The following is a 19,418-nucleotide window of genomic DNA, read 5'->3' as shown; positions in this document are numbered from 1 at the left end:
GAGAGGATTCCCTGGCACATGAAGGATCGGCGCAGCCGTGGAGACGGACCGTACCGGCTGCTTTCCTTACATGAAGCGCGAAGTCAGGATTTCCGCCGTTCCAGTTACAACTCGGACGCAAGACACGGAAGCGCGGCTCACGCGAGCCCGACCGTGACCCAATAACGCGTGTAGTGGCGAACGCGCACGGGCAGCACTTCTTGCAGCATGGCGAGTACCTTGTCGGTATCGGCCAGCGGAAAGGCGCCCACGACCCGGAGCGCGCCCGCCGCGTCGGAACAGTTCAACAGGCCGGGACGATAGCGCCCCAGTTCGCGCAGGAAGTCCGACAAGGGCAGTTCATCGGCGATGAACATGCCGTTCAGCCAGGCAGTGGTCGCGGGCGCCAGCGGCCCGGCCACGACACCCGCACCGGGCGAGAAGTCGGCCTGTTCACCGGCCGGTACGCGCCGGGGCGCATCGGCGGGCCCCAGGCCGCGCACGTCCACCGCGCCTTCCAACACCGCCACGCGCATCGCTCTGCCCTCGTCCAGGTCGCGCACCAGGAAGCGCGTCCCGACGGGCGTCAGCACACCGCTGCGCGTGCGTACCGTGAAGGGACGGCCTTGCGGATCTTGCGCCGTGGTCACAAGGATCTCGCCTTCGCGCAGCACCAATTCGCGATGGCTGGCGGTATAGCGCAGGTCCACCGCGCTGCCCGTGTTCAGTTCCAGCAGCGCGCCGTCCGGCAACGTCAGCACCCGCCGTTCACCCGTGCCGGTGCGCAGGTCGGCGCTAAGGCGGCGGATCGCGCCGCGTTCGCCCACCGCCCACGCCGCGAGGCCTATCCCGGCGGCCGACACCATCCAGCGGATCGCGTTGCGGCGCGACTGGATCAGCGGCGCCTGTCGCAACGTGCGTCCGGCCACGCCGCTGCCCGCCTCGGTCACGCCCAGCGACACGTCGCGCGTCAGCGCGCTCAGCCGCTGCCACGCCAATTCATGGGCAGGCTGGGCCTGGCGCCAGCGCTCGAACCCCGCGCGGTCGGCGTCGGTCGCGCCCTCGCGCAGGCGCGCCCACCAGTCAGCGGCCTGGCGGATGACCTTGGGATCGATCCGGCCCGCCTCGGGCGCATGCGGCCGCAGCAGCTTGGCGCTGTCCATCCGACCGACGCTCACCCGTAGACCACCGTATAGCAATGCACCAGCGCGCGCGCCAGCGACTTCTGCACCGCGTTGGGCGTCAGGCCCAGCTGCTGCCCGATTTCGGCGTAGGACAAGCCATCGATCTGTGCCATCAGGAAAATCCGGCGACTCATCATCGGCAGACTGTCCAGCAATTCGCACACCTGTTCCAGCGCCTCCAGGATCAACGCCCGGGCTTCCACCGACGGTTCAACCGCGGCCGGCTGCAACGCCAGTGATTCGGCATAGGCCGTCTCCAGCGCCGCCCGGCGCGCGCGGCCGATCAGCAGCCGCGTGGCGATCGTGCGCAGATAGGCGCGCGGCTCGCTCAGCGGTTCGCGCACATTCGCGCGGATCAGCCGTTCGAAGGTGTCGTGCGCCACGTCGGCCGCATCGGACGCATTCCCCAGCTTGCGCTGCAGCACGCCCCGCAACCATTGGTGGTGGGCCAGATAGACGGATTGCACCTCGGCGCGAGGGGCGAATGAAGAAGAAGGCATGACGTGGCGCCCCGGCGTCGCCGCCAGATATCCATACACAATGAAAATGATTCGCAATTATAATTATCTTCGATCCGTTTACAAGAACCGCGAATTCGCACTGGGGAGCAGCATGAGCAGCCATTGCATGGCGGCGGACGCCGGGCCTGACCATGACCTGAACCGCCTCTACCGGGATAACCACCGCTGGCTGCAGGACCTGTTACGCCGCAAGCTCGGCGGCGACGCCGATAACGCCGCCGACCTGGCGCACGATGTGTTCGAACGCATCCTGTGCGCCGGATCCGTCGCCAGCGTGCGAGAACCGCGCGCCTACCTCACCACCGTGGCCGCCCGGCTGACGGCCAACTATTACCGCCGCCTGGCGCTGGAACGCAGCTACTTGCAAGCGCTGGCCAGCCAGCCGGACGCCGTGCAACCGTCTGAAGAAGAGCGCGCCCTGGTGGTCGAAGCCTTGTCGGCGATCTCCCGCGTACTGGCGGACCTGCCTGCCCGCGCGCGCAGCATCTTCCTCATGGCCCAACTGGAAGGCATGAGCTACCGCGAAATCGCCGGCCACATGAAACTCACGCTGAATGTCGTGCAAAAAGACATGGTGAAGGCAATCGCCCATTGCTATCAGGCGGTCTACGCGTGAACGCCGGCAGCGACGGGCCGCCCCTGTTCCAGCGCGACCCGAACGCCGTGCCGTTGCCGCCCGCCGTGGTCCAACAGGCGGCCACCCACCTGGTGCAATTGCAGTCATCGCCTGGCGATCCTGGCGTGGCCGACGCCTGTACGCGCTGGCGCGCGGCGCACCCGCATCACGAAGCCGCCTGGCAACGGGTCTGCGCCCTGCTTGCCATGCCCGGCGCGGTGGACCGCCTGCAAGGGCCCGCCGCACGCAGCGCCATCGAACAGGTCGCACGCCAGCGCGGCCGGCGCCGCTTCCTGGCCTTGGGTCTGACTGCCGGCGGCGTGGGCGCAATGGCCTGGTCGCTGGAAGGCATGAATCCCTTGCGGGCAACCTTTGCCGATTACCGCACCGGCGCGGGCGAACGCCGCGAGGTCGTGCTGGACGACGGCGCGCGCTTGCTGATGAACACCGGCACCGCCCTCGACGTTCGCGACGAAGACGGCGTGCGACGCGTCGTCCTGCTGGCCGGCGAGATCATGGTGACGTCCGGCACGCAGGCCAGCCGGCGCCCGCTACGCGTGGATACCCGCCACGGCACCATCTCGCCCGTGGGCACCCGCTTCAGCGTGCGCGATACGGGCGAAGGCCATGTCCGGGTGGCGCTGTTCGAAGGAATCGTGCGCCTGCAACCGCGCACCGGCCCATCCGTTCTGCTGGAGGCCGGCCAGGGCGCCGACTTGCGCGACGACCGCGTATCGACGCCCGCCGAATTGGGCCTATCGGCCGAATCCTGGACGCACGGCGTGCTGATGGCCGAACGCATGCCGCTTGCGCAATGCCTGGCCGAACTGGCGCGGTACCGCCGAGGCATCGTGCGATGCGACCCCGACATCGCCTCATTGCCAATCTCGGGCACGTTCCCGCTAGACCGCACGGATCAGGCGCTGTCGCTGATCGCGCGGGTGCTGGACCTGCGGCTCACGTACCGCACCCGCTACTGGGTCACCGTCAGCCGGAAATAGCGCTTTTCCCAAGTATTTTGTAACAGCCCGGCAGATTTCCAGCGCTCGCGTTTCATACCGGCAAGCCTGCCGCGATTTGGCGGCAAAGGCATCCAAGGAACGCAACGCCGATGACCCCGCATTCTTTTCATTTCGCCGCGCGCCGCGGTGTTCAAGCCCCCACGTCCTTCCGGCTGGCCGCAGCGGCGCTGGCCGTGGCGGCCGTGTTCACTGGCGCTTGCGCCACGGCCCACGCGCAACCCCAAGCACAAGCCGCCGCCCGCGACTATCGCATCCCAGCCGGGACCCTGGATAGCGTGCTGGCGCAATTCGGTGCGCAGGCCGATGTACTGATCGCGATCAACCCCGCGCTGACCCAAGGCAAGTCCAGCCAGGGGCTGTCGGGCAGCCACAGCGTATCCGGCGGGCTGGCCCGGATCCTGCAAGCCTCCGGGCTTGAGGCCGTGGCGGAAGACGGTGGCAGCGCCTACCAATTGCGCCGCGCCCCCGCGGAACCCGGCGTGACAACACTCAGCCCCGTCACGGTGACCGGCATGCGCGACAACTGGACACCGCCTCCGCCGGCGCCCGGCGGGCAGGTCGCCACCGGCGGCCGGGTCGGCATTCTGGGTAACCGCGATGTGATGGATACGCCGTTTTCCACCATGAACTACACGGCGGCGCTGATCGAAAATCAGCAAGCGCGCAGCATCGGCGACGTGCTGGCCAATGATCCGTCGGTGGTGTCGGGCTGGCCGCGCGACAGCTACATCGACCAGCCGCACGTGCGCGGCTTCAACATATTGGGCGAGGACATCACTTATGGCGGTTTGTACGGCGTGGCGCCGCCCACGAAAATGCCGGTCGAAACCGTGGAACGCGTGGAAGTGCTGAAAGGCACCTCCGCCTTCCTGCGCGGCATTTCGCCGGGCGGCAGCATCGGCGCCAGCATCAATCTGGTCCCCAAGCGGGCCGAAGACGATCCCCTTACCCGCTTTACCGCCACGTACGATTCGCGCTCGCAGTTCGGCGGCCACGTCGATATCGGACGGCGTTTTGGCGAGTCCGACCAATTCGGCATCCGCGTCAACGGCGTCTACCGGAATGGCGAAGGCGCCGTGCGCGACAACAACAACACCATGGGCAACGCCACCGTGGGCCTGGATTACCGCAGCGAGCGGGTGCGCCTGTCGGCCGATCTGGGCTACGACCGCCTGAAGATCGAACGCGGCGCATGGTGGTACTTCGTCGACACCGGCTCGTTCTCGATTCCCAAGCCGCCGGGCAAAGACGTCAACCCCACGCAGAAATGGAATTACGCCAATTCGAAAACCCAATACGGCATGCTACGCGGCGAAGTGGACATCGCGTCGAACGTGACGGCGTACGCCGCCGTGGGTGGCCAGCACTCGCAGCGCGACATCCTGTCGCCCGAACCGGTGATCAGTAATTCGCAGGGGGACTTCCTGGAGTACTTCTCGTATCGCCCGGCCGAAACCCGCTCGACCACCGGAGAAGCCGGCGTGCGCGTCACGTTTTCGACCGCCGCGATCCAGCACGAGGTGACGGTGGGCGCAACCGGCCTGTGGCAAAAGAACTATGCGGCCCGCGAATACAACGGCGAAGGCGCGTCGAATCTCTACAACCCCATTTACTACCCCAAGCCGGACTTCACGACGGATCTCGACAACCTGCCCATGACCTCGCGCAGCAACTTGAGCAGCGTGGTGCTGGCGGACACGATGTCGATGCTGGACGGCCGACTGCTGATCATGGGCGGCATCCGGCATCAACGCGTGGACGTGACCGACTACACCAATGGCGTTGGCAATTCTTACGACAAGAGCGCCACGACGCCGGGCGTGGGCGTGGTTGTGAAACCTTGGCGCAATGTCTCGGTCTACGGCAACTACATGGAAGCGTTGAACAAGGGCCCCACCGCGCCCGACTTTGCCCTGAACGCGGGACAAGTGTTCGCCCCGTACAAGAGCAAGCAGTACGAGGCCGGCGTCAAGGTGGATCTGGACACCTGGATGGCCACCGTCAGCGCTTTCCAGGCCACCCGGCCCAATGCCCAGTACGACCCCGCCACGCGGCTGTATTCGCTGAATGGCGAACAGCGCAACCGCGGCCTGGAGTTTTCAGTCATGGGCGAACCCGTGCGCGGCGTGCGGGTGCTGGGCGGCGCGATGCTGCTGGACGCCGTGCTGACCTCGACGCCCGACGGCAAGAACGACGGGGACAAGGCGGCTGGCGCGCCCAAATGGGTGTACCGCGCGGGTGTGGAATGGGATCCCGCTTTCGTGCCGTCGTTGACGCTGACCGCACGCGTCAACCACGCCAGTTCGCAATACGTGAACACGGGCAACACGCAGAAGATTCCCGCGTGGACAACGCTGGACCTGGGCGCGCGGTACGTGCTGAGCATGCCCAACGCCAAGCCGGTCACCTTGCGCTTAGGGGTGGACAACGTGTTCGACAAGCGCTATTGGGCGTCCGCCGCCGGCGTCAGCGGCGGCTGGTTGAACATGGGCAGCCCGCGCTCGGTATCGCTGTCCGCGCAATTCGACTTCTAAGTCCGCGCCGCCCGGTGGATTACGAATGGGCGGCGGGGCGTGCTGGCCGCGGCCCGCCAGCACACAGCCGCTTAGAACTTCGCGGTCAGGTTCACGAACACGCTTCTGGGTTCGCCGTAATACACCTGGTTGCCGATTCCGCCCAGGTAGTACTTCTTGTCGAACAGGTTGTTCAGGTTCAACTGCGCGGTCAGGTTCGAATTGAAGTCGTAGCGCGCCATCAGGTTGTAGATGGCGTAGGCCTTCTGCTTGACGGTGACGGTGTCGTTGCCCGCGCTGACATCGCTATAGGTCGAAATCTGCCAATTGACGCCGCCGCCCACCGTCAGCTTGTTGAAGTCGCCCGGCAAGCGGTACGTCGTGAACAGCTTGGCCATGGCGCGCGGGCGCTCCGGGTTGACGGACACGCCTTGGGCATCGCGGCTCGTGTAATAGGTGCCGCCCGCGTAGGCGTTCCAGCCCGTGGCCAGTTGGCCGCTGACTTCCAGTTCGACCCCCTTGGTGGTGACGCCGTCCGCCGTGGTGTAGGCCTGCTCGACCGAGCCCGGCACCAACACGTCGCCGTCCAGCACGGCCACCTTGCTTTGCTTGACCTTGAACAGCGCAAGGGACGTGTTGAGCCTGCCGTCCAGGTATTCGCCCTTCACGCCCACTTCGTAATTCTTGCCCTGCGTCGGATCCAGGTAGTTGCCGTTGCGGTCGCGGTTGTCCTGCGGCTGGAAGATGTCGGTGTAGCTTGCGTAGGCCGAATACGTGTCGTTGATGTCGAACACCACGCCGGCGTACGGGATGAACTGCGAATCCTTCTGGTCGCGCGTGTCCGACTTGGATTTCCAGGTTGCGTAGCGGCCGCCCGTGATGGCGGTCAGGCCGTCCGCCAGCGACCAGCGCACGGCGCCGTATGCGCCTTCCTGGTGCGTGACGGTCGGGCGCAGGCTGGCGTCGGTCCAGGCAGGCTGCGCGAACGATCCGTCCCATTGGTAGAAGTTGCCGGTGCTGGCCAGCGAACTGCTGTCAAAGCCGTAGCGGTAGAAATCCTCGCCGTAACGGCTGCGCATCGCGCCCACCACGACCTCGTGCTTGCGGCCCAGCAGCGTGAACGGCCCCTTCGCCTGCACGTCCAGCGACGTCTGCTGCGCGTAGGAATTCCAGTAGCCCGGCAGCGCGCGCAAGCCCGTGCCGGTTTCGCGGTCCAGGGCGCCGTACAGGTACAACAGCTTGGCGTCGTACTTGCTCTTGCGCTGCGACCAGTCCGCGCGCACTTCCCAATCGTTCTCGAAGCGGTGCTCCAGCGTGGCGAACATCGTCTGGTTGGTCGTGTGCCAATACGTCCAGTCCGCCGCCGTGGTCTTGGACCGGCGCCAGTCGGTGGCGGTGCCGTCGCTGAACACCACGGGCAGGCTGCCCCAGGTAGAGGCGCGCGGACGCTTGTCCTGATAGTCCGCGCCCACGCTCAGCCGCGTATTCGGCGTCAGGTCGGCATCGATCACGCCGTAGAACACCTTCTTGTTGGCGTGGTAAAGGTCAATGTAGGAGTCGCGCCCCTGGTAGAGCGCCACCATGCGCGCGCGCACGGTGCCTTCCTCGTTCAGCGGCGTGGACATGTCCACGGTGCCGCGGTACTGGTTCCATGAGCCGAAGCCCGCGCTGACCGACCCCGTGAACGTCTTGCTATTGGCGTGCTTGCGAACCAGATTAATCGACGCGCCGGGGTTACCCGCGCCCGTCATCAGCCCCGTCGCGCCGCGCACCACTTCAATGCGGTCGTAGACGAACGAATCGTTGTCGGATTCGCCATACATGGACAAGCCGATCGTGGTCGGCACGCCGTCGTATTGCAGGCTGTCGATGTAGAACCCGCGCGACCAGAAGTCGGTGCGGTCGGTGTCCTCGCTGACCACCTGCACGCCCACGACGTTGCCCATCACCTCGTCCAGCGAACGCAGGTTCTGGTCTTCGATGCGCTGCCGCGTCACCACGCTGACCGATTGCGGCGTCTCGCGCAGCGACAAGGTCAAGCCCGTGGCGGCGGCCGTCGCCGGCGTGGTGTAGGACCCGGTGCCTTCGGTGATGGCGGGATCCGAACTGCCCGTCACCGTCACGGGCGCCAGGCTGGTCACGCCGCCGTCGCGCGACAGGATGATGCTGTCGCCCTGCCAACGGTATGCCACGCCGGTGCCTTGCAGCAGGCTGCGCAACGCTTCCTCGGGCGGCAGGCTGCCCCGCAGGCCGCGGGAGCTCAGGCCCGCCACCACGTCGGGCGCATAGAACACGCGCACCTTGGTCTGGGCGGCCCATTGCATCAGGGCGTCGCCCAGCGGTTGCGCGGCGATGTCCACCGAGACGGCGGCGGCTTGGGCGCGCGCAGCGTCAGGCGCGCCGACCAGCGCCAGGCCCAGGGCGAGCGTCAGGGTGGAAAGCATGAAACGCGGTGCGGCGCCCGGACGGCGCATCGCCGCGAAGGAATGACTGCTTGTGGGATGGGTCACGAATATCTGCTGTTTCGGTTCGACGGAGGGGGTTGCGCGCCCGAAGCCGGGCGTGCGGCGCGTGCGCCTTCCTTCGTAGAACGCCTCAACCGCAGATAAACCTGAATCTCATTCCCATTTATTTTGTAACAGCGCCGGGCGCACTCAGTTCGCGTAGATGTCGATGGGGCCGCCCGGCCGCGGCGCCAGGCGCACCGGCGCCACCGCCGGCAGGGCGTCGACCAACGCTTCGGGTCGATCCAGGGTGAACGACGCCGACACCCGCAGACGGCCCGCCTTGTCATCGGCCAGCCGCAGCGGCGTGGCCAGATAGCGATTCATGTCGCGCACCACCTCGGAAAGCGGCGTGTCCTTGAACACCACCCGCCCCTCTCGCCATGCCGTCGCGGTCTGCACGTCGGCGGGCGCAGGCACGCCGATCGCGCCGCTGCCCGGCACCGTGATGCCGTGGCCGGCCCGCAATACGGCATGGCCCAGGTTCCACCAATGGCCGCCCGATACCTGCACCGTGCCGGACGCCACCAGTACCGCCACCTGATCCGCATCGCGGCGCACATCGAATACCGTGCCCGTCACGCGCACCCGACCGCTGCCGGCGTCCACGATGAAGGGCCGCGCCGCGTCGGCGCTGACGGTGAAATTGATTTCTCCGCTTGCCAGGTCCACCTGCCGGCGCCCCGCATACAGCTTCACCTGGGCGCGGGTGCCGCCGTTGACCTCCAGCACCGACCCATCCGGCAAGGTCAGTTGGCGGCGTTCCCCGCGTTCGGTGCTGACCATCGTGGTGAACGACGGGGCTTCCACCGGCAAGCTCCACCAGATGCCCCACGCCATGGTCGCCAGCCCCGCACAGGCCAGGGCGACGCGCAACACGAACCGGCGCTCGCGGCGCGGTTGCGGGCGTGCCGGCACGGCGCCACCCAGCAGGCCGCGCACCTGATCCCGCGGCAAACCGGCGGCGGCAGTCCCCAATTGCTGCATGCGATCAAATTCGCGCGCGGCATCGGGATGGGCGCGCCGCCACCGGGCGAACTCGCGCCGGTCGCGCCGCGTCAATTCGCCCGAGTGCCAGCGCGCGAACCACCACGCTGCGGTGGCCGGCTCGCGCGGATCGTCGCGGTCGTTCGAAAAAGGCATGCTCATGGATTGTGTTCGCGCAGCCGGTCGCGCACATATTCAATGGCGCGCATGACATAGCGCTCGATCATATTCTTGGACAGGCCCATATGCGCCGCCACCTCGGCCTGCGTCCAGCCTTCGATGCGGTTCAACACGAAGGCCTCGCGGCACTTGGGGGGCAATTCTGCCAGGACTTTGGCCAGATCGTCTGCCAGCCTGGCGGCGCGCACGGGCGCGTCGGCGTCTTCCAGCACCTGTTGGTCGGCCTCGTCCAGATCGTCCCACGGTATGTGTTCCGCGCGATCCTGCCTGCGCCAGCGGTCGATCAACCGGTGCCCTGCCGCCTGGAACAGATAGCCGCGCGCTTTCAGGGCTACGCTGGCATCCGCTTTCAACAGGCGCTCGATGGCGTCATGCGCCGCGTCCTCGGCGTCGTGGCGGTTGCCCGTGCGCCGGCTCCATACGCCCACCAGCTCGTCGTAATAGGCGAGCCAGCCAGTGCGGGGCGAGGAAGGGCGGGACATGGACCAATCGGGCAGCGAATGACGGCAGGGCTGCGAATTTTACAAATAATTCTCATTATCGCAACCGCACCGTCGCATGGCCGCCACACATGGCAGGGCATGTCCGCCACCCTGCACTGGCCTGCTAGTAGTCCATGGGGATATGGCTTTGCGCCGCCCGGATCTCTTGTATGTGGCGTTCGGCCTCTTCTTTTTCGGCCTCTGGCGGCAACGGCCGCCAACCCACCATGTTGCCGGGCGTCTTCACCGGCATCCAACCCAGCACGCTGTACAGCGTGATGGCCGTGCGCCCCGTGTCGAACCGGGTTTCGTAATAGCCCTGCCGATCCGGCGCCGTATCGCCAGACGTCCAATCCAACTGAGACATCCATGTCTCCTTTATTGAAGCTTATTGGCTGGTGCGCCTACCCCGCGAAACGGGCCAGCAACCGCTTGATCGTATAGCGCTCCCTCAAGCCTGTACTGCCACCTTGCGCCCGCTTTGCAATTCTTGACAGAGGGGAATCCCTAGGATTTCGAGGCATTTCGATTGCTAAACCGCAAAAACAGAGACTAGGATGTAGCAAAATATTCTTACAAACACGGCAGCGGATTCGTTCGCTGGCACGGATCCTGGGCAAAACCGCCATGCCGAAATCAACGCTGCCGCGTTACCCGAAGGACCGCCTGGCCGCGCTGGCCACCGCCGGCTCCTTGCGAGCCATCCGTGAAGGCCTGCTTTGGACCTTGCCGTGCCTGCTGGTCACCGCCCTGTTCCTCGTCGTATCCGTCGCCGCCCGCCAGCTGGGCCTGCCCATCGCCCTCGTCGAGCTGCTGGCCGGCATCCATGACAGGCTGACCGGCATCATGCCGATTCTGGCCGGCGCATCCATCGGCTACATGCTGTCGTTCCGGCATCATGTCCCGCACTTGCCCACCGCGTTCCTGTGCCTGTCTTACGTGGTGATCGCCGAAGGCCTGATGGCGCCCTATCCGCTGGCTGCGGCCACGCTGGTGCTTTTCATTGCCATCATTTCGCCATTGCTGACCGTGCCTTGGATGGCGTGGCTGCATCGGCGCCGCTGGACCTGGCTGGCGCCGGACGGACTGCTCGGCGAAAACGTCCGCGACACCCTGAACATGGTCGTGCCCGGCCTGCTGACGGCGGGCCTGGTCGTGATGGTCCTGTCCGCCGTGCTAAGCATTCCCGGCGTCGCGCAATTCAACATTCCGTTGAATCTGGCCTCGCTGGAAAGCCCCTTCACATCGGGCGCGTTGACGGCCGGCCTGGACTCGCTGCTGTGGTTCTTCGGCATTCACGGATACCACGCGATGGCGCCCGTCATGAGCGTGATGGATCAAGCCACGCTGCTGAACGCCGTCAGCCACGCCGCCGGCTACGAAGGCGTGTATGCACTGAACAGCACCCTGCTTGGCGCCTTCGTCTTTATCGGGGGTTCAGGCGCAACGATGTCGCTGGTGGCCGCCATCCTGGTGTTTTCGCGCAGCGAACCCCTGCGGCTGCTGGCGCTGGCCAGCCTGCCCGTGGGCCTCTTGAACGTGAACGAAATCCTGCTGTTCGGGTTGCCCTTGATCCTGAACCCCCGGCTGCTTGTCCCGTTCATCCTGGCGCCGGTGGTCAACGTCGTCATCGCGTTGGGCGTGGTGCACCTGGGCTGGCTGCCGGCCGCCGCGACGGCGCTGCCCCTGACCTCGCCCGTCCTGTTCAACGCCTACATCGCCGCAGGCGACAGCCTGGCCGGCGTGGTGTTGCAGATCGTGCTGGTCGGCATCGGTGTCTGCCTGTATGCGCCGTTCATCCTGGCGCAGGAACGCAAGCGCCGCGACAGCGCGGCCGTCTACTTCAAATCGATGGACACGACGTTCCTCCGCCTGCAAGAGGAATCGTTGCTGTATGGGCAAGACCCCATCGTGAAAACCTACACCGACCGCGCGCGCCGGGTCACGGAAAACGCCCGCATCCGAGCGATCAGCCAATACGATTTCTATCTGCAATTCCAACCCCAGGTGTCGCTGCGCAGCGGCCTGTGCACCGGCTGCGAAGCCCTGCTGCGCGCCACGGGCCCGCAAGGCACGCATCACGCACCCGTGGAGTTCCTGCGATGGCTGGCAGAGGCCGACCTGATGCGCGAAGTGGACCTGTGGGTGGCCAAGCAGGCGGTGTTGCAATGTCGGGAATGGCGCAAGCGCGATTTCATCCTGCCGATGACCATCAACGTCACCCCTGGCACGCTGACATCCGGCGTCCATCTGGAAAAGCTGATCAGAGTGCTGGCGCAGGCCGGCGGCCAGATCTCGGTGGAATTGACGGAGGACGCGCTGGTGGAAGACGCCCAGGCGTTGCATACCGCGTTCGATCGCCTGCATGCGATTGGCGCCCGAGTCTACATCGACGACTTCGGGACCGGCTATTCGGCCCTGAGCTACCTGCACCAGTTCCAGATCGATGCCGTCAAGATCGACCGCAGCTTCGTCATCGCGCAAGACTCCGACCGCGGCGCCCTGGTCATGAGCGGGCTGCTGCGCTTTTGCGAGGCCTTGAACCTGCAGATCATTGTGGAAGGAGTGGAAACGGACCAGCAACTGATGGCGCTGGCCTCCCCCGCCGAGATCATCGTGCAGGGGTGGTACTACAGCAAGGCGCTGTCAGGCGACAGCGTGGTGGACTTCACGCGCCGGCGGCAGGCGGGCTCGCCCCTGCCGGCGCATCCCCCGTCCCCGGCGCCTACTTGATGCCGATGAACGGCAAGGCGGCGCCCGGCACCTGCGTGGACGGCAGCACGCCGTCCCATTTTTCAACGGCGTTCAAGCTCACCAGGTTGGTGTTGGCGGCCAGCGCCTCGGCCTTGGCCCGGATCGATGCCGCTTCGGCGTCGCCGCGCATGCGGATGCCGTCGGCTTCGGCGGTGAATTGCTGACGGCGCGCGTCGGCTTCGGCCTTGGCCTTGACCACCTGGATCTCGGCGTTGATCATCGCCGTTTCCTTCTGCTGGCGCGTCGTCTCGATCTGCACCTGGGCCAGCATGCGCTGTTCGATGGAATGCTCATAGGCCTGCGAGAAACCCACTTCCTCGATCTGCACGCCCACCACCTGCACCGGAGCGCCTTCCATCGTCTTCAGCACCGCGTTGTTCACGTCCAGGCCCAGCTTCTGACGTTCCTGGATGGCGCGCACGGCGGTGTATTGGCCAAACACGTTCTTCACAGCATCGGGCGTCTTGCGTTCCAGCACGCGCATTTGCAGATTGCCGATCGTGCCGTATTCGGAATACAGCTCGGCCACATGCTCGGGCGGCACGCGATACGTCACGGACACGCGCAGGTGGGCCGGCTGCTGGTCGTAGCTGTAGGCCTCCAGCTTCTCGAACACGAACGTGTGGTCGCGCACCGACACCGTCATCACGTTGTCGATAAACGGCGTCTTGAAGTCCAGGCCCGGTTCGGACACGCGCACCAGCTTGCCGTTGCGCAGCACGACGCCGCGTTCGCCCTGATCCACCTGGAACCACGAACCGAACGCCAGGAACAGGATCAGCAGGAACAGGATCCCTGCGCCGATAGCGACCTTGATACTGCGCGGCTTGACCGCGCCGATCGTCTTGACCATCTGAATGTCTGTCGGCTTCACTTGGAATCCCTATCTGTTTTTGAACGTTTACGGTCCGAGAGCACGGCCGCGATGCCGCGGGCCAGCAAGTAGGCGACCACTGCCGCGCCAACCAAGATCAGGAAATACCTCATCGAGCGTCCCCCCCGGGAAAGAAGCATCGGATTCTAGCCCGAGGCGGGGACGGATGGACCCTCGCGACAGGCATGAGTGTTGCCAGACTTTGCAGAACGTTGCTGAGCATGCCGTCTCTGCTACGCTAGACCACTTATTCAGCTTGAAAAGAGACGCCTCCGATGCGCATCGCCTGCCTGCATACCGCCCACAGCAACATCGCCGTCTTCGACCGCGCGGCGGCAAGCGTATTCGGCAACCCCGCACGCGCCACGTTGCAGCACCACGTGCGCCCTGACCTGCTGGAGGCCGCGGAACGGGCGGGCGGCATGACGGAGAGCATCGCCGACGCCACGCGCGCGGCGATGCACACGCTGACGGTATCCGCGGATGCTCTGCTGCTGACCTGTTCCACGCTGGGGCCGGCGGCCGACTCGCTCTCGGCAACGCATGCCGTTCCCGTGCTGCGCGTGGACCGCGCGCTGGCCCGGGACGCGTTGCGCAGCGGCGGATCCGTCGTGGTGCTGTGCGCGGTCGCGACCACGGTGGCGCCCACCCGGCAACTGTTTGAATCGGTGTCTGACGCGCTGCCCCAGCGCCGGACGGCAACCGTGGAGGTGCGCGTGGTTGCTGGCGCCTGGGACGACTTCAAAGCGGGGGACGTGGACGCGTATCTGCGCGCCATCGCACACGCCGCCGAAACCGCCTACGCGCAAGGCGCGGACACCGTGGCGCTGGCACAGGCTTCCATGGCTGGCGCGGCTGCATTTACCCGGTCGGACAAGACGCCATTGAGCAGCCCGGCCGCCGGCCTGCGGGCGGCGTTGGCGGCGGTGGAAATGTCGAACGCTCAGGGCACGATCTTCACGCCGTAGTACTGCAACCCCAGCCGCGACAACACATCTGGGTAGTCCCAGAACGCATGGTCCAGCGACTCCATCTCTTCTTGCTCCGCATCGGTCATGGCGCCGTAGATATCGTTCAGCGCCACCACCTCGGGCAAGGCCTCGAAACGGTCGATCAGCGCGCGCATGCGCGACAGCACGGCCAACATGTTGGTCGCGCCCACCTTGCGCAGGGCCTGCAAGGCCAACTGGCAGGTCGGGTCGCCCCAATTGCACAGGAACTGCATGAAGCCGCCGTTATTGATGTCGGCTTCCATGCGCCATAGCGCCACCAGTTCCTGGTCGGCAAGCGGCAGGCGGTCCAGCTTCCATTCGGCCGCGGCCAGCGCGGCCATCGCCTGTTCATAGCGTTGGTCCCAAAGCAGGTCCAGCACGTTGAGCATGCCTTGGGCCGAAGGCGTCAGCAGCGCGGGCCAGACCACCCCAAAGCCATCATCCACCGATTGCCATTGCTCGCGTTGCGCGGGCGTCGCTTTCTCCAGCCGGATGTAGCGCGTGATCGGCTCGGACAGCACGTGGCCATTGGCCAGCGTCAACAACAGATGCGTATCGGTCAAGCCGATGGATTGAATGCGGTAGGGGGTCAATGACATGTCAAAAACAGCAGATTCAGAAGCGGGCAACCTTACCGGGCCGGCGCTTCCGTGTCGAGCCGCCATCGCGTAGGCAGCGCTCGCATCAGGCCGCACACTGTTACGTCCGCAGGGCAAGGCCATCTGCTACCGTAGTTGTGCTGCACCGCGCCACCACTGGCGCGGCAGCCACGACAGAGACCGACTATGCCACGTCCTTCCGAGTCCACTCCCCTGATTGGCGTGATCCCGCCCTATGTGCTGGACCGCCTGGCGCAACATGCCGATGCCCGCGTCAGCATGCCCGCCGTCAAAACGCTCATCATCGACCAGCAACAGCGCGGCTTGCGCGAAATGGCCGGGCAACCGCCACGCGCCACGCTGGCCCCGGGGCGTCACGCCGCGCCCCCCGGCACCCCGCAACGCGCGGTGCATGACGCCGACAACACCACGACCCTGCCAGGCACGCTGGCGCGCGCCGAAGGCCGGCCAGCCAGCGGCGACCCCGCCGTGGATGAGGCCTACGCGCATCTGGGCGCCACCTACAAGCTGTTCTGGGACGTGTACAAACGCCACTCCATCGACGGCCATGGCCTGCCGCTGGTCGGCACCGTGCACTACGGCGAAGACTACGACAACGCGTTCTGGAACGGCGCGCAGATGGTGTTCGGCGACGGTGACGGCGAAGTCTTCAACCGCTTCACGATCGCGGTGGACATCATCGGCCACGAACTGACGCACGGCGTGATCGACACCGAGGCCGGCCTGCTTTACCAGGGCCAGCCCGGTGCGCTGAACGAATCGCTGTGCGACGTCTTCGGCGCGCTGGTCAAGCAGTACGCGCTGGGCCAGACCGCCAGGCAGGCGGACTGGCTGGTGGGCGCCGGCCTGTTCACCGAGAGCATCAACGCCCGCGCGCTGCGCTCCATGGCGGAACCCGGCAGCGCCTATGACGACCCGCTGTTGGGCAAGGACCCTCAGCCCGCGCACATGCGCGATTACGCCGACACGCCGCGCGACAACGGCGGCGTCCACATCAATTCCGGCATCCCCAACCGCGCCTTCTTCCTGGCCGCCACCGCGCTGGACGGGCCGGCGTGGAAAGGCGCGGGGCAAGTCTGGTACGACACGCTGTGCGACAAGCGCCTGCGTCACGATGCCGACTTCAAGGCCTTCGCCGCGCTGACGCTGACGGTCGCCGCCGAACGCCAGGGCGCAGCCGTGCAGCAAGCCATCGCAAAGGCGTGGGCCGCCGTGGGAGTCCTGTCATGATCGATCTGCCGCCGCTGGACCTGGTGCTGCTGGTGCGGCTAAGCCGCGAAGGCGGCCTGGCGTACCTGCCCGCCCTGTCGCAGCCCCGCAGCATCAACTTGTCGACCTGCTCGCCCGGGGTACGCCAGGACGTGTCCGACGCGCTGCAACGCGCCGCGCCTAAAGCCGTGCCCGAATGCGGGCAAGCGGGTGGCGACCAGCGCTACTTTCACATTGAAATGGTAATGGACCGGGACGACCAGACGGCCGTCAGTTTCGACGTGCCGGAAGCGGATGCGCCCGACACGCTGGTCCGTCTGTGGAAAGCCCACGCCGGCGCGGTGTAAGTGCCTGCCAGGCCGTTATTGCGCGGCTGTCGCGGTAGGCGCCGCATGCTCGCGGAATCCGCCAATCTGCATGGCGCGACCGGCATACAGGCCGATGATGGCCATCGCCACGCAGAGCGCGGCGCAGGCTCCCAGCGCCACGCTCCAGCTATTCAGCCTGTCGTGCAGCGCCCCCATCAGGGCCGGCCCGGTCGCCGCGAACAGATAGCCCACGCACTGCGCCATGCCGGACAGCGCCGCGGCCTGCTGCGCATGGCTGGCCCGCAAGCCCACGAACGCCAGCCCCAGAATGATGCCCCCGCCGGTGCCCAGGCCCAGCAGCACGATCCATAGCGTGGCCCAGGCCGGCATCGCGATCAGGCCAGCCAGGGCAACGAACGACGACGCCGCCGAGCAAAACGCCGCGCCGCGCTGATCCTTCAAGCGGCTTACCACCGGCGCCAGGAATAAGGCAGGCCCGGCCGACATCAGTTGCAGCAACCCATGCAGCGAGCCGGCACGCTCGGCCGAATAGCCAGCATCTTGCAAGATGGCGGGCAGCCAGCTCACGGCGACGTAGAACACGAAGGAATTGATGCCCAGGTAGAGCGTCACCTGCCAGGCCAACGGCGAACGCCACAGGCGGCCGCCATGCGGCGCATGCGTCGTGGTCGACGCGGGCGCCGTGTGATGGGACAACTGCGGTAGCCAAAGCAACAGGCTGACGACGGGTAGCGCCAGCAGGCACAGTGTCGAAAAGCGCCAGCCGCCCGCCGACAGGCCGGCCAACGGGATAGCGATGGCCGAAGCCACGCCGGCGGCGACGCTCATGGTCAGCACATAGGCCGACGTCAGGCCCGCCACGCGCTGCGGAAAGTCACGCTTGACCAGGCTGGGCAGCAGCACATTGCCGATCGCGATGCCGGAACCGATGATGGCCGTGCCCGCATACAGCCCCCAGGCCGCGCCCTGCGTGCGCGCGACGATGCCGAACGCGATCAGCAGCAGCGCGCCGAACAACGCGCGTTCAAGCCCGAAACGGCGCGCCAGCCCCGCCGCGAACAGCGACACCACCGCGAATGCCAGCAGCGGCAACGTGATCAGCATGCCGGCCGCGGTCGACGACAGGCCCAGCTGTTCCCGGATCATGCCGATCAGCGGGGCCACGCCGGTCACCGGCGCACGCAACGCCATCGCGATGCAAAGCATGCCTGCGATAAGCCACACCGGATGGGCGCCGGGACGAAAGGAAGCGGGAATTCGAGTCATGCCGCCAGCTTACGCATTCGCCGCTTTACCGAATTTCGAGACAATGACAAACTATCCCTAAATTCCGCCATTCCCGATCTTCCCGTAGCCTTCCCTGCGCCGCCCATGCGCCACTACTATCCGCCCCCGCCCTTCGACACCGATTCCCCGGCGCAACGGACGTTCGCGATGCCCGTGGACGCAGCAGATCAAGACAACGAATCCCCCACGCATCGCCACCACATGGGGCAGTTGGTGCTGGCGCTGCGCGGCGGCGTGACTTGCTCGGTGGCGCAAGGGCTGTGGATGGTGCCGCCTCAGTGCGCCGTCTGGATTCCAGGCGGCGTGCCGCACAGTAATCGCGTCACGGCGAACGGGCGCGTCTGTTTTCTATTCGTTCCCGCCGATGTCCCCGGCTTGCCTGCCCAATGCTGCACGCTGGCGGTCACGCCGCTGGTGCGGGAATTGCTCGTGCATCTGGCCCACTTGCCGACCACGGAGGCCGCCACGCCCGCCAATCGCCAGCTGGCGGACGTGCTGGTCGAACAGTTGACGCACATGCCGACCGAACACCTGCACCTGCCGATTTCCCAACACCCACGCCTGCGTCAGATCGCCGACGCGCTGGACGCGGACCCGGCCGACCGCAGCACGGTCGCGCAATGGGGCAAGCGTGTCGCCATGAGCGAACGCACGCTGGCTCGCCTGGTGCAACAGGAAGTCGGCATGAGCTTCGGACGGTGGCGCCAGCAACTGCACATCATCCTGGCCCTGCAACGCTTGTCGGCCGGCGTGTCCGTGCAACGCACTGCCGAAGACCTGGGCTACGAATCGGTCAGCGCGTTCATCACGATGTTCAAGAAAACGCTGGGCAAGACGCCTGCCCGTTATTTCGCGGACAAATCAGACGCTACCGGCGGATAGTCCAGCTCGCCCGACTTCATCAGCCCGCGTGCGCGGGCTTCGCGCAGCTCGGCCTGCACCTGCTCGCGCGTCTTGCCCGTGGACGCGGCAACGTCGGGCGGATAGTCCAGTTCACCGAACGTCACCAGGCCTGCCGCGCGGGCGGCCGCCAGTTCGTCGCGAACCTGGCGGGCGGTCTTCGTTTCCGTGGCCGGCACATCGACGGGATACTGCTGTTCGCCATACGTGACCAGGCCCTGTGCCTTGGCCTCCATCAATTCGGCGCGCACCTGTTCGCGCGTCTTGCCGTCAGCGTGCGCGGCGCCGCCCATGAAGGCCAGGCACAGGGCAAGGGTGGATAGGTGAAATGTGTTCATGGAATTCCTTTGCGGTGATCAAGTGCCGCCATGGTCGTCCGAACGCCCGCCGCGATAAATCCCCTGTCGCGCAATCCAGTGTTGTCCTGCATGCAAGCCCCGCTCCGCCGGCATGCGCCAGCCTTGC

General features: G+C 66.3%; 18 protein-coding genes. 8 read left to right on the top strand and 10 right to left on the bottom strand.

Going from position 1 to position 19,418, the window contains the following annotated elements; all coding sequences use genetic code 11:
- Positions 1-137: 137 nt before the first annotated feature.
- Positions 138-1,142 carry a FecR domain-containing protein gene (locus CQ050_RS07930; protein WP_105556256.1) on the bottom strand — a complete coding sequence of 335 codons (1,005 nt, stop codon included), beginning with the start codon at positions 1,140-1,142 and terminating at the stop codon, positions 138-140.
- Positions 1,143-1,153: 11 nt separating this feature from the next.
- Entirely contained in the window at positions 1,154-1,663 is a 510-nt protein-coding gene (locus CQ050_RS07925) for a sigma-70 family RNA polymerase sigma factor (RefSeq protein WP_105556255.1), read from the bottom strand.
- 112 nt (positions 1,664-1,775) lie between these two features.
- On the opposite strand from CQ050_RS07925, the gene CQ050_RS07920 reads away from it, so the two are divergent.
- From CQ050_RS07920 to CQ050_RS07910, 3 genes are all read left to right on the top strand, one after another.
- A complete protein-coding gene (locus CQ050_RS07920; protein ID WP_233213864.1) occupies positions 1,776-2,300 on the top strand; it encodes a sigma-70 family RNA polymerase sigma factor in 525 nt (174 codons plus the stop codon).
- Positions 2,297-3,301, top strand: coding sequence for a FecR domain-containing protein (locus CQ050_RS07915; RefSeq protein WP_158266039.1), 1,005 nt, complete (start codon positions 2,297-2,299; stop codon positions 3,299-3,301). The genes CQ050_RS07920 and CQ050_RS07915 overlap by 4 nt, the downstream gene beginning before the upstream one ends.
- A gap of 110 nt (positions 3,302-3,411) precedes the next feature.
- Entirely contained in the window at positions 3,412-5,856 is a 2,445-nt protein-coding gene (locus tag CQ050_RS07910; RefSeq protein ID WP_105556253.1) for a TonB-dependent receptor, read from the top strand.
- Positions 5,857-5,927: 71 nt separating this feature from the next.
- Here the strand turns inward: CQ050_RS07910 and fhuE are convergent, their stop codons facing one another.
- From fhuE to CQ050_RS07890, 4 genes are all read right to left on the bottom strand, one after another.
- Complete coding sequence (gene fhuE, locus CQ050_RS07905) at positions 5,928-8,279, bottom strand: ferric-rhodotorulic acid/ferric-coprogen receptor FhuE (protein WP_199196760.1); 2,352 nt, start codon at positions 8,277-8,279, stop codon at positions 5,928-5,930.
- Between the two features lie 210 nt (positions 8,280-8,489).
- On the bottom strand, positions 8,490-9,488 hold the full coding sequence (locus CQ050_RS07900; protein WP_105556251.1) for a FecR family protein: 999 nt from the start codon (positions 9,486-9,488) through the stop codon (positions 8,490-8,492).
- On the bottom strand, positions 9,485-9,988 hold the full coding sequence (locus CQ050_RS07895) for an RNA polymerase sigma factor (protein ID WP_105556250.1): 504 nt from the start codon (positions 9,986-9,988) through the stop codon (positions 9,485-9,487). The genes CQ050_RS07900 and CQ050_RS07895 overlap by 4 nt, the downstream gene beginning before the upstream one ends.
- A 124-nt stretch (positions 9,989-10,112) precedes the next feature.
- Positions 10,113-10,355, bottom strand: a complete 243-nt coding sequence (locus tag CQ050_RS07890) for a hypothetical protein (protein WP_105556249.1) — start codon at positions 10,353-10,355, stop codon at positions 10,113-10,115.
- 260 nt (positions 10,356-10,615) lie between these two features.
- On the opposite strand from CQ050_RS07890, the gene CQ050_RS07885 reads away from it, so the two are divergent.
- The gene (locus tag CQ050_RS07885) at positions 10,616-12,721 is read left to right on the top strand and encodes a PTS sugar transporter subunit IIC/EAL domain-containing protein (RefSeq protein WP_105556248.1); all 2,106 of its coding nucleotides are present in this window, start codon (positions 10,616-10,618) and stop codon (positions 12,719-12,721) included.
- Here CQ050_RS07885 and CQ050_RS07880 read toward each other — a convergent pair.
- Positions 12,714-13,595 carry a prohibitin family protein gene (locus CQ050_RS07880; protein ID WP_105556247.1) on the bottom strand — a complete coding sequence of 294 codons (882 nt, stop codon included), beginning with the start codon at positions 13,593-13,595 and terminating at the stop codon, positions 12,714-12,716. The two genes, CQ050_RS07885 and CQ050_RS07880, sit on opposite strands and share 8 nt — an antisense overlap.
- A gap of 296 nt (positions 13,596-13,891) precedes the next feature.
- On the opposite strand from CQ050_RS07880, the gene CQ050_RS07875 reads away from it, so the two are divergent.
- Complete coding sequence (locus CQ050_RS07875) at positions 13,892-14,584, top strand: aspartate/glutamate racemase family protein (protein WP_105556246.1); 693 nt, start codon at positions 13,892-13,894, stop codon at positions 14,582-14,584.
- Here the strand turns inward: CQ050_RS07875 and CQ050_RS07870 are convergent.
- Positions 14,560-15,207, bottom strand: coding sequence for a DUF4375 domain-containing protein (locus CQ050_RS07870; RefSeq protein ID WP_105556245.1), 648 nt, complete (start codon positions 15,205-15,207; stop codon positions 14,560-14,562). The genes CQ050_RS07875 and CQ050_RS07870 overlap by 25 nt on opposite strands.
- Before the next feature lie 186 nt (positions 15,208-15,393).
- Here CQ050_RS07870 and CQ050_RS07865 point away from each other — a divergent pair, with 186 nt between their 5' ends.
- Both CQ050_RS07865 and CQ050_RS07860 read left to right on the top strand, forming a co-directional pair.
- The gene (locus CQ050_RS07865) at positions 15,394-16,458 is read left to right on the top strand and encodes a M4 family metallopeptidase (protein WP_105556244.1); all 1,065 of its coding nucleotides are present in this window, start codon (positions 15,394-15,396) and stop codon (positions 16,456-16,458) included.
- Positions 16,455-16,784 carry a protealysin inhibitor emfourin gene (locus CQ050_RS07860; RefSeq protein ID WP_105556243.1) on the top strand — a complete coding sequence of 110 codons (330 nt, stop codon included), beginning with the start codon at positions 16,455-16,457 and terminating at the stop codon, positions 16,782-16,784. The genes CQ050_RS07865 and CQ050_RS07860 overlap by 4 nt, the downstream gene beginning before the upstream one ends.
- Before the next feature lie 15 nt (positions 16,785-16,799).
- Here CQ050_RS07860 and CQ050_RS07855 read toward each other — a convergent pair whose 3' ends face one another.
- The gene (locus CQ050_RS07855) at positions 16,800-18,032 is read right to left on the bottom strand and encodes an MFS transporter (protein WP_105556242.1); all 1,233 of its coding nucleotides are present in this window, start codon (positions 18,030-18,032) and stop codon (positions 16,800-16,802) included.
- Between the two features lie 105 nt (positions 18,033-18,137).
- On the opposite strand from CQ050_RS07855, the gene CQ050_RS07850 reads away from it, so the two are divergent.
- The gene (locus tag CQ050_RS07850) at positions 18,138-18,935 is read left to right on the top strand and encodes a helix-turn-helix transcriptional regulator (RefSeq protein WP_105556241.1); all 798 of its coding nucleotides are present in this window, start codon (positions 18,138-18,140) and stop codon (positions 18,933-18,935) included.
- Here CQ050_RS07850 and CQ050_RS07845 read toward each other — a convergent pair.
- Positions 18,899-19,291, bottom strand: a complete 393-nt coding sequence (locus CQ050_RS07845; RefSeq protein WP_105556240.1) for a DUF4148 domain-containing protein — start codon at positions 19,289-19,291, stop codon at positions 18,899-18,901. The two genes, CQ050_RS07850 and CQ050_RS07845, sit on opposite strands and share 37 nt — an antisense overlap.
- Positions 19,292-19,418 lie beyond the last annotated feature (127 nt).

The sequence above is a fragment of the Achromobacter sp. MYb9 genome (assembly GCF_002975275.1).
Classification (GTDB): Bacteria; Pseudomonadota; Gammaproteobacteria; order Burkholderiales; family Burkholderiaceae_B; genus Achromobacter.
This window is presented reverse-complemented; position numbering and strand designations above follow the sequence as displayed.

Bases quoted from the DNA above. Each gene is read 5' to 3' on its own strand.
- CQ050_RS07930 (WP_105556256.1), bottom strand. From the start codon at position 1,142: ATGGACAGCGCCAAGCTGCTGCGGCCGCATGCGCCCGAGGCGGGCCGG.
- CQ050_RS07925 (WP_105556255.1), bottom strand. From the start codon at position 1,663: ATGCCTTCTTCTTCATTCGCCCCTCGCGCCGAGGTGCAATCCGTCTAT.
- CQ050_RS07920 (WP_233213864.1), top strand. From the start codon at position 1,776: ATGAGCAGCCATTGCATGGCGGCGGACGCCGGGCCTGACCATGACCTG.
- CQ050_RS07910 (WP_105556253.1), top strand. From the start codon at position 3,412: ATGACCCCGCATTCTTTTCATTTCGCCGCGCGCCGCGGTGTTCAAGCC.
- fhuE (WP_199196760.1), bottom strand. From the start codon at position 8,279: ATGCTTTCCACCCTGACGCTCGCCCTGGGCCTGGCGCTGGTCGGCGCG.
- CQ050_RS07900 (WP_105556251.1), bottom strand. From the start codon at position 9,488: ATGAGCATGCCTTTTTCGAACGACCGCGACGATCCGCGCGAGCCGGCC.
- CQ050_RS07895 (WP_105556250.1), bottom strand. From the start codon at position 9,988: ATGTCCCGCCCTTCCTCGCCCCGCACTGGCTGGCTCGCCTATTACGAC.
- CQ050_RS07890 (WP_105556249.1), bottom strand. From the start codon at position 10,355: ATGTCTCAGTTGGATTGGACGTCTGGCGATACGGCGCCGGATCGGCAG.
- CQ050_RS07885 (WP_105556248.1), top strand. From the start codon at position 10,616: ATGCCGAAATCAACGCTGCCGCGTTACCCGAAGGACCGCCTGGCCGCG.
- CQ050_RS07880 (WP_105556247.1), bottom strand. From the start codon at position 13,595: ATGGTCAAGACGATCGGCGCGGTCAAGCCGCGCAGTATCAAGGTCGCT.
- CQ050_RS07875 (WP_105556246.1), top strand. From the start codon at position 13,892: ATGCGCATCGCCTGCCTGCATACCGCCCACAGCAACATCGCCGTCTTC.
- CQ050_RS07870 (WP_105556245.1), bottom strand. From the start codon at position 15,207: ATGTCATTGACCCCCTACCGCATTCAATCCATCGGCTTGACCGATACG.
- CQ050_RS07865 (WP_105556244.1), top strand. From the start codon at position 15,394: ATGCCACGTCCTTCCGAGTCCACTCCCCTGATTGGCGTGATCCCGCCC.
- CQ050_RS07860 (WP_105556243.1), top strand. From the start codon at position 16,455: ATGATCGATCTGCCGCCGCTGGACCTGGTGCTGCTGGTGCGGCTAAGC.
- CQ050_RS07855 (WP_105556242.1), bottom strand. From the start codon at position 18,032: ATGACTCGAATTCCCGCTTCCTTTCGTCCCGGCGCCCATCCGGTGTGG.
- CQ050_RS07850 (WP_105556241.1), top strand. From the start codon at position 18,138: ATGCGCCACTACTATCCGCCCCCGCCCTTCGACACCGATTCCCCGGCG.
- CQ050_RS07845 (WP_105556240.1), bottom strand. From the start codon at position 19,291: ATGAACACATTTCACCTATCCACCCTTGCCCTGTGCCTGGCCTTCATG.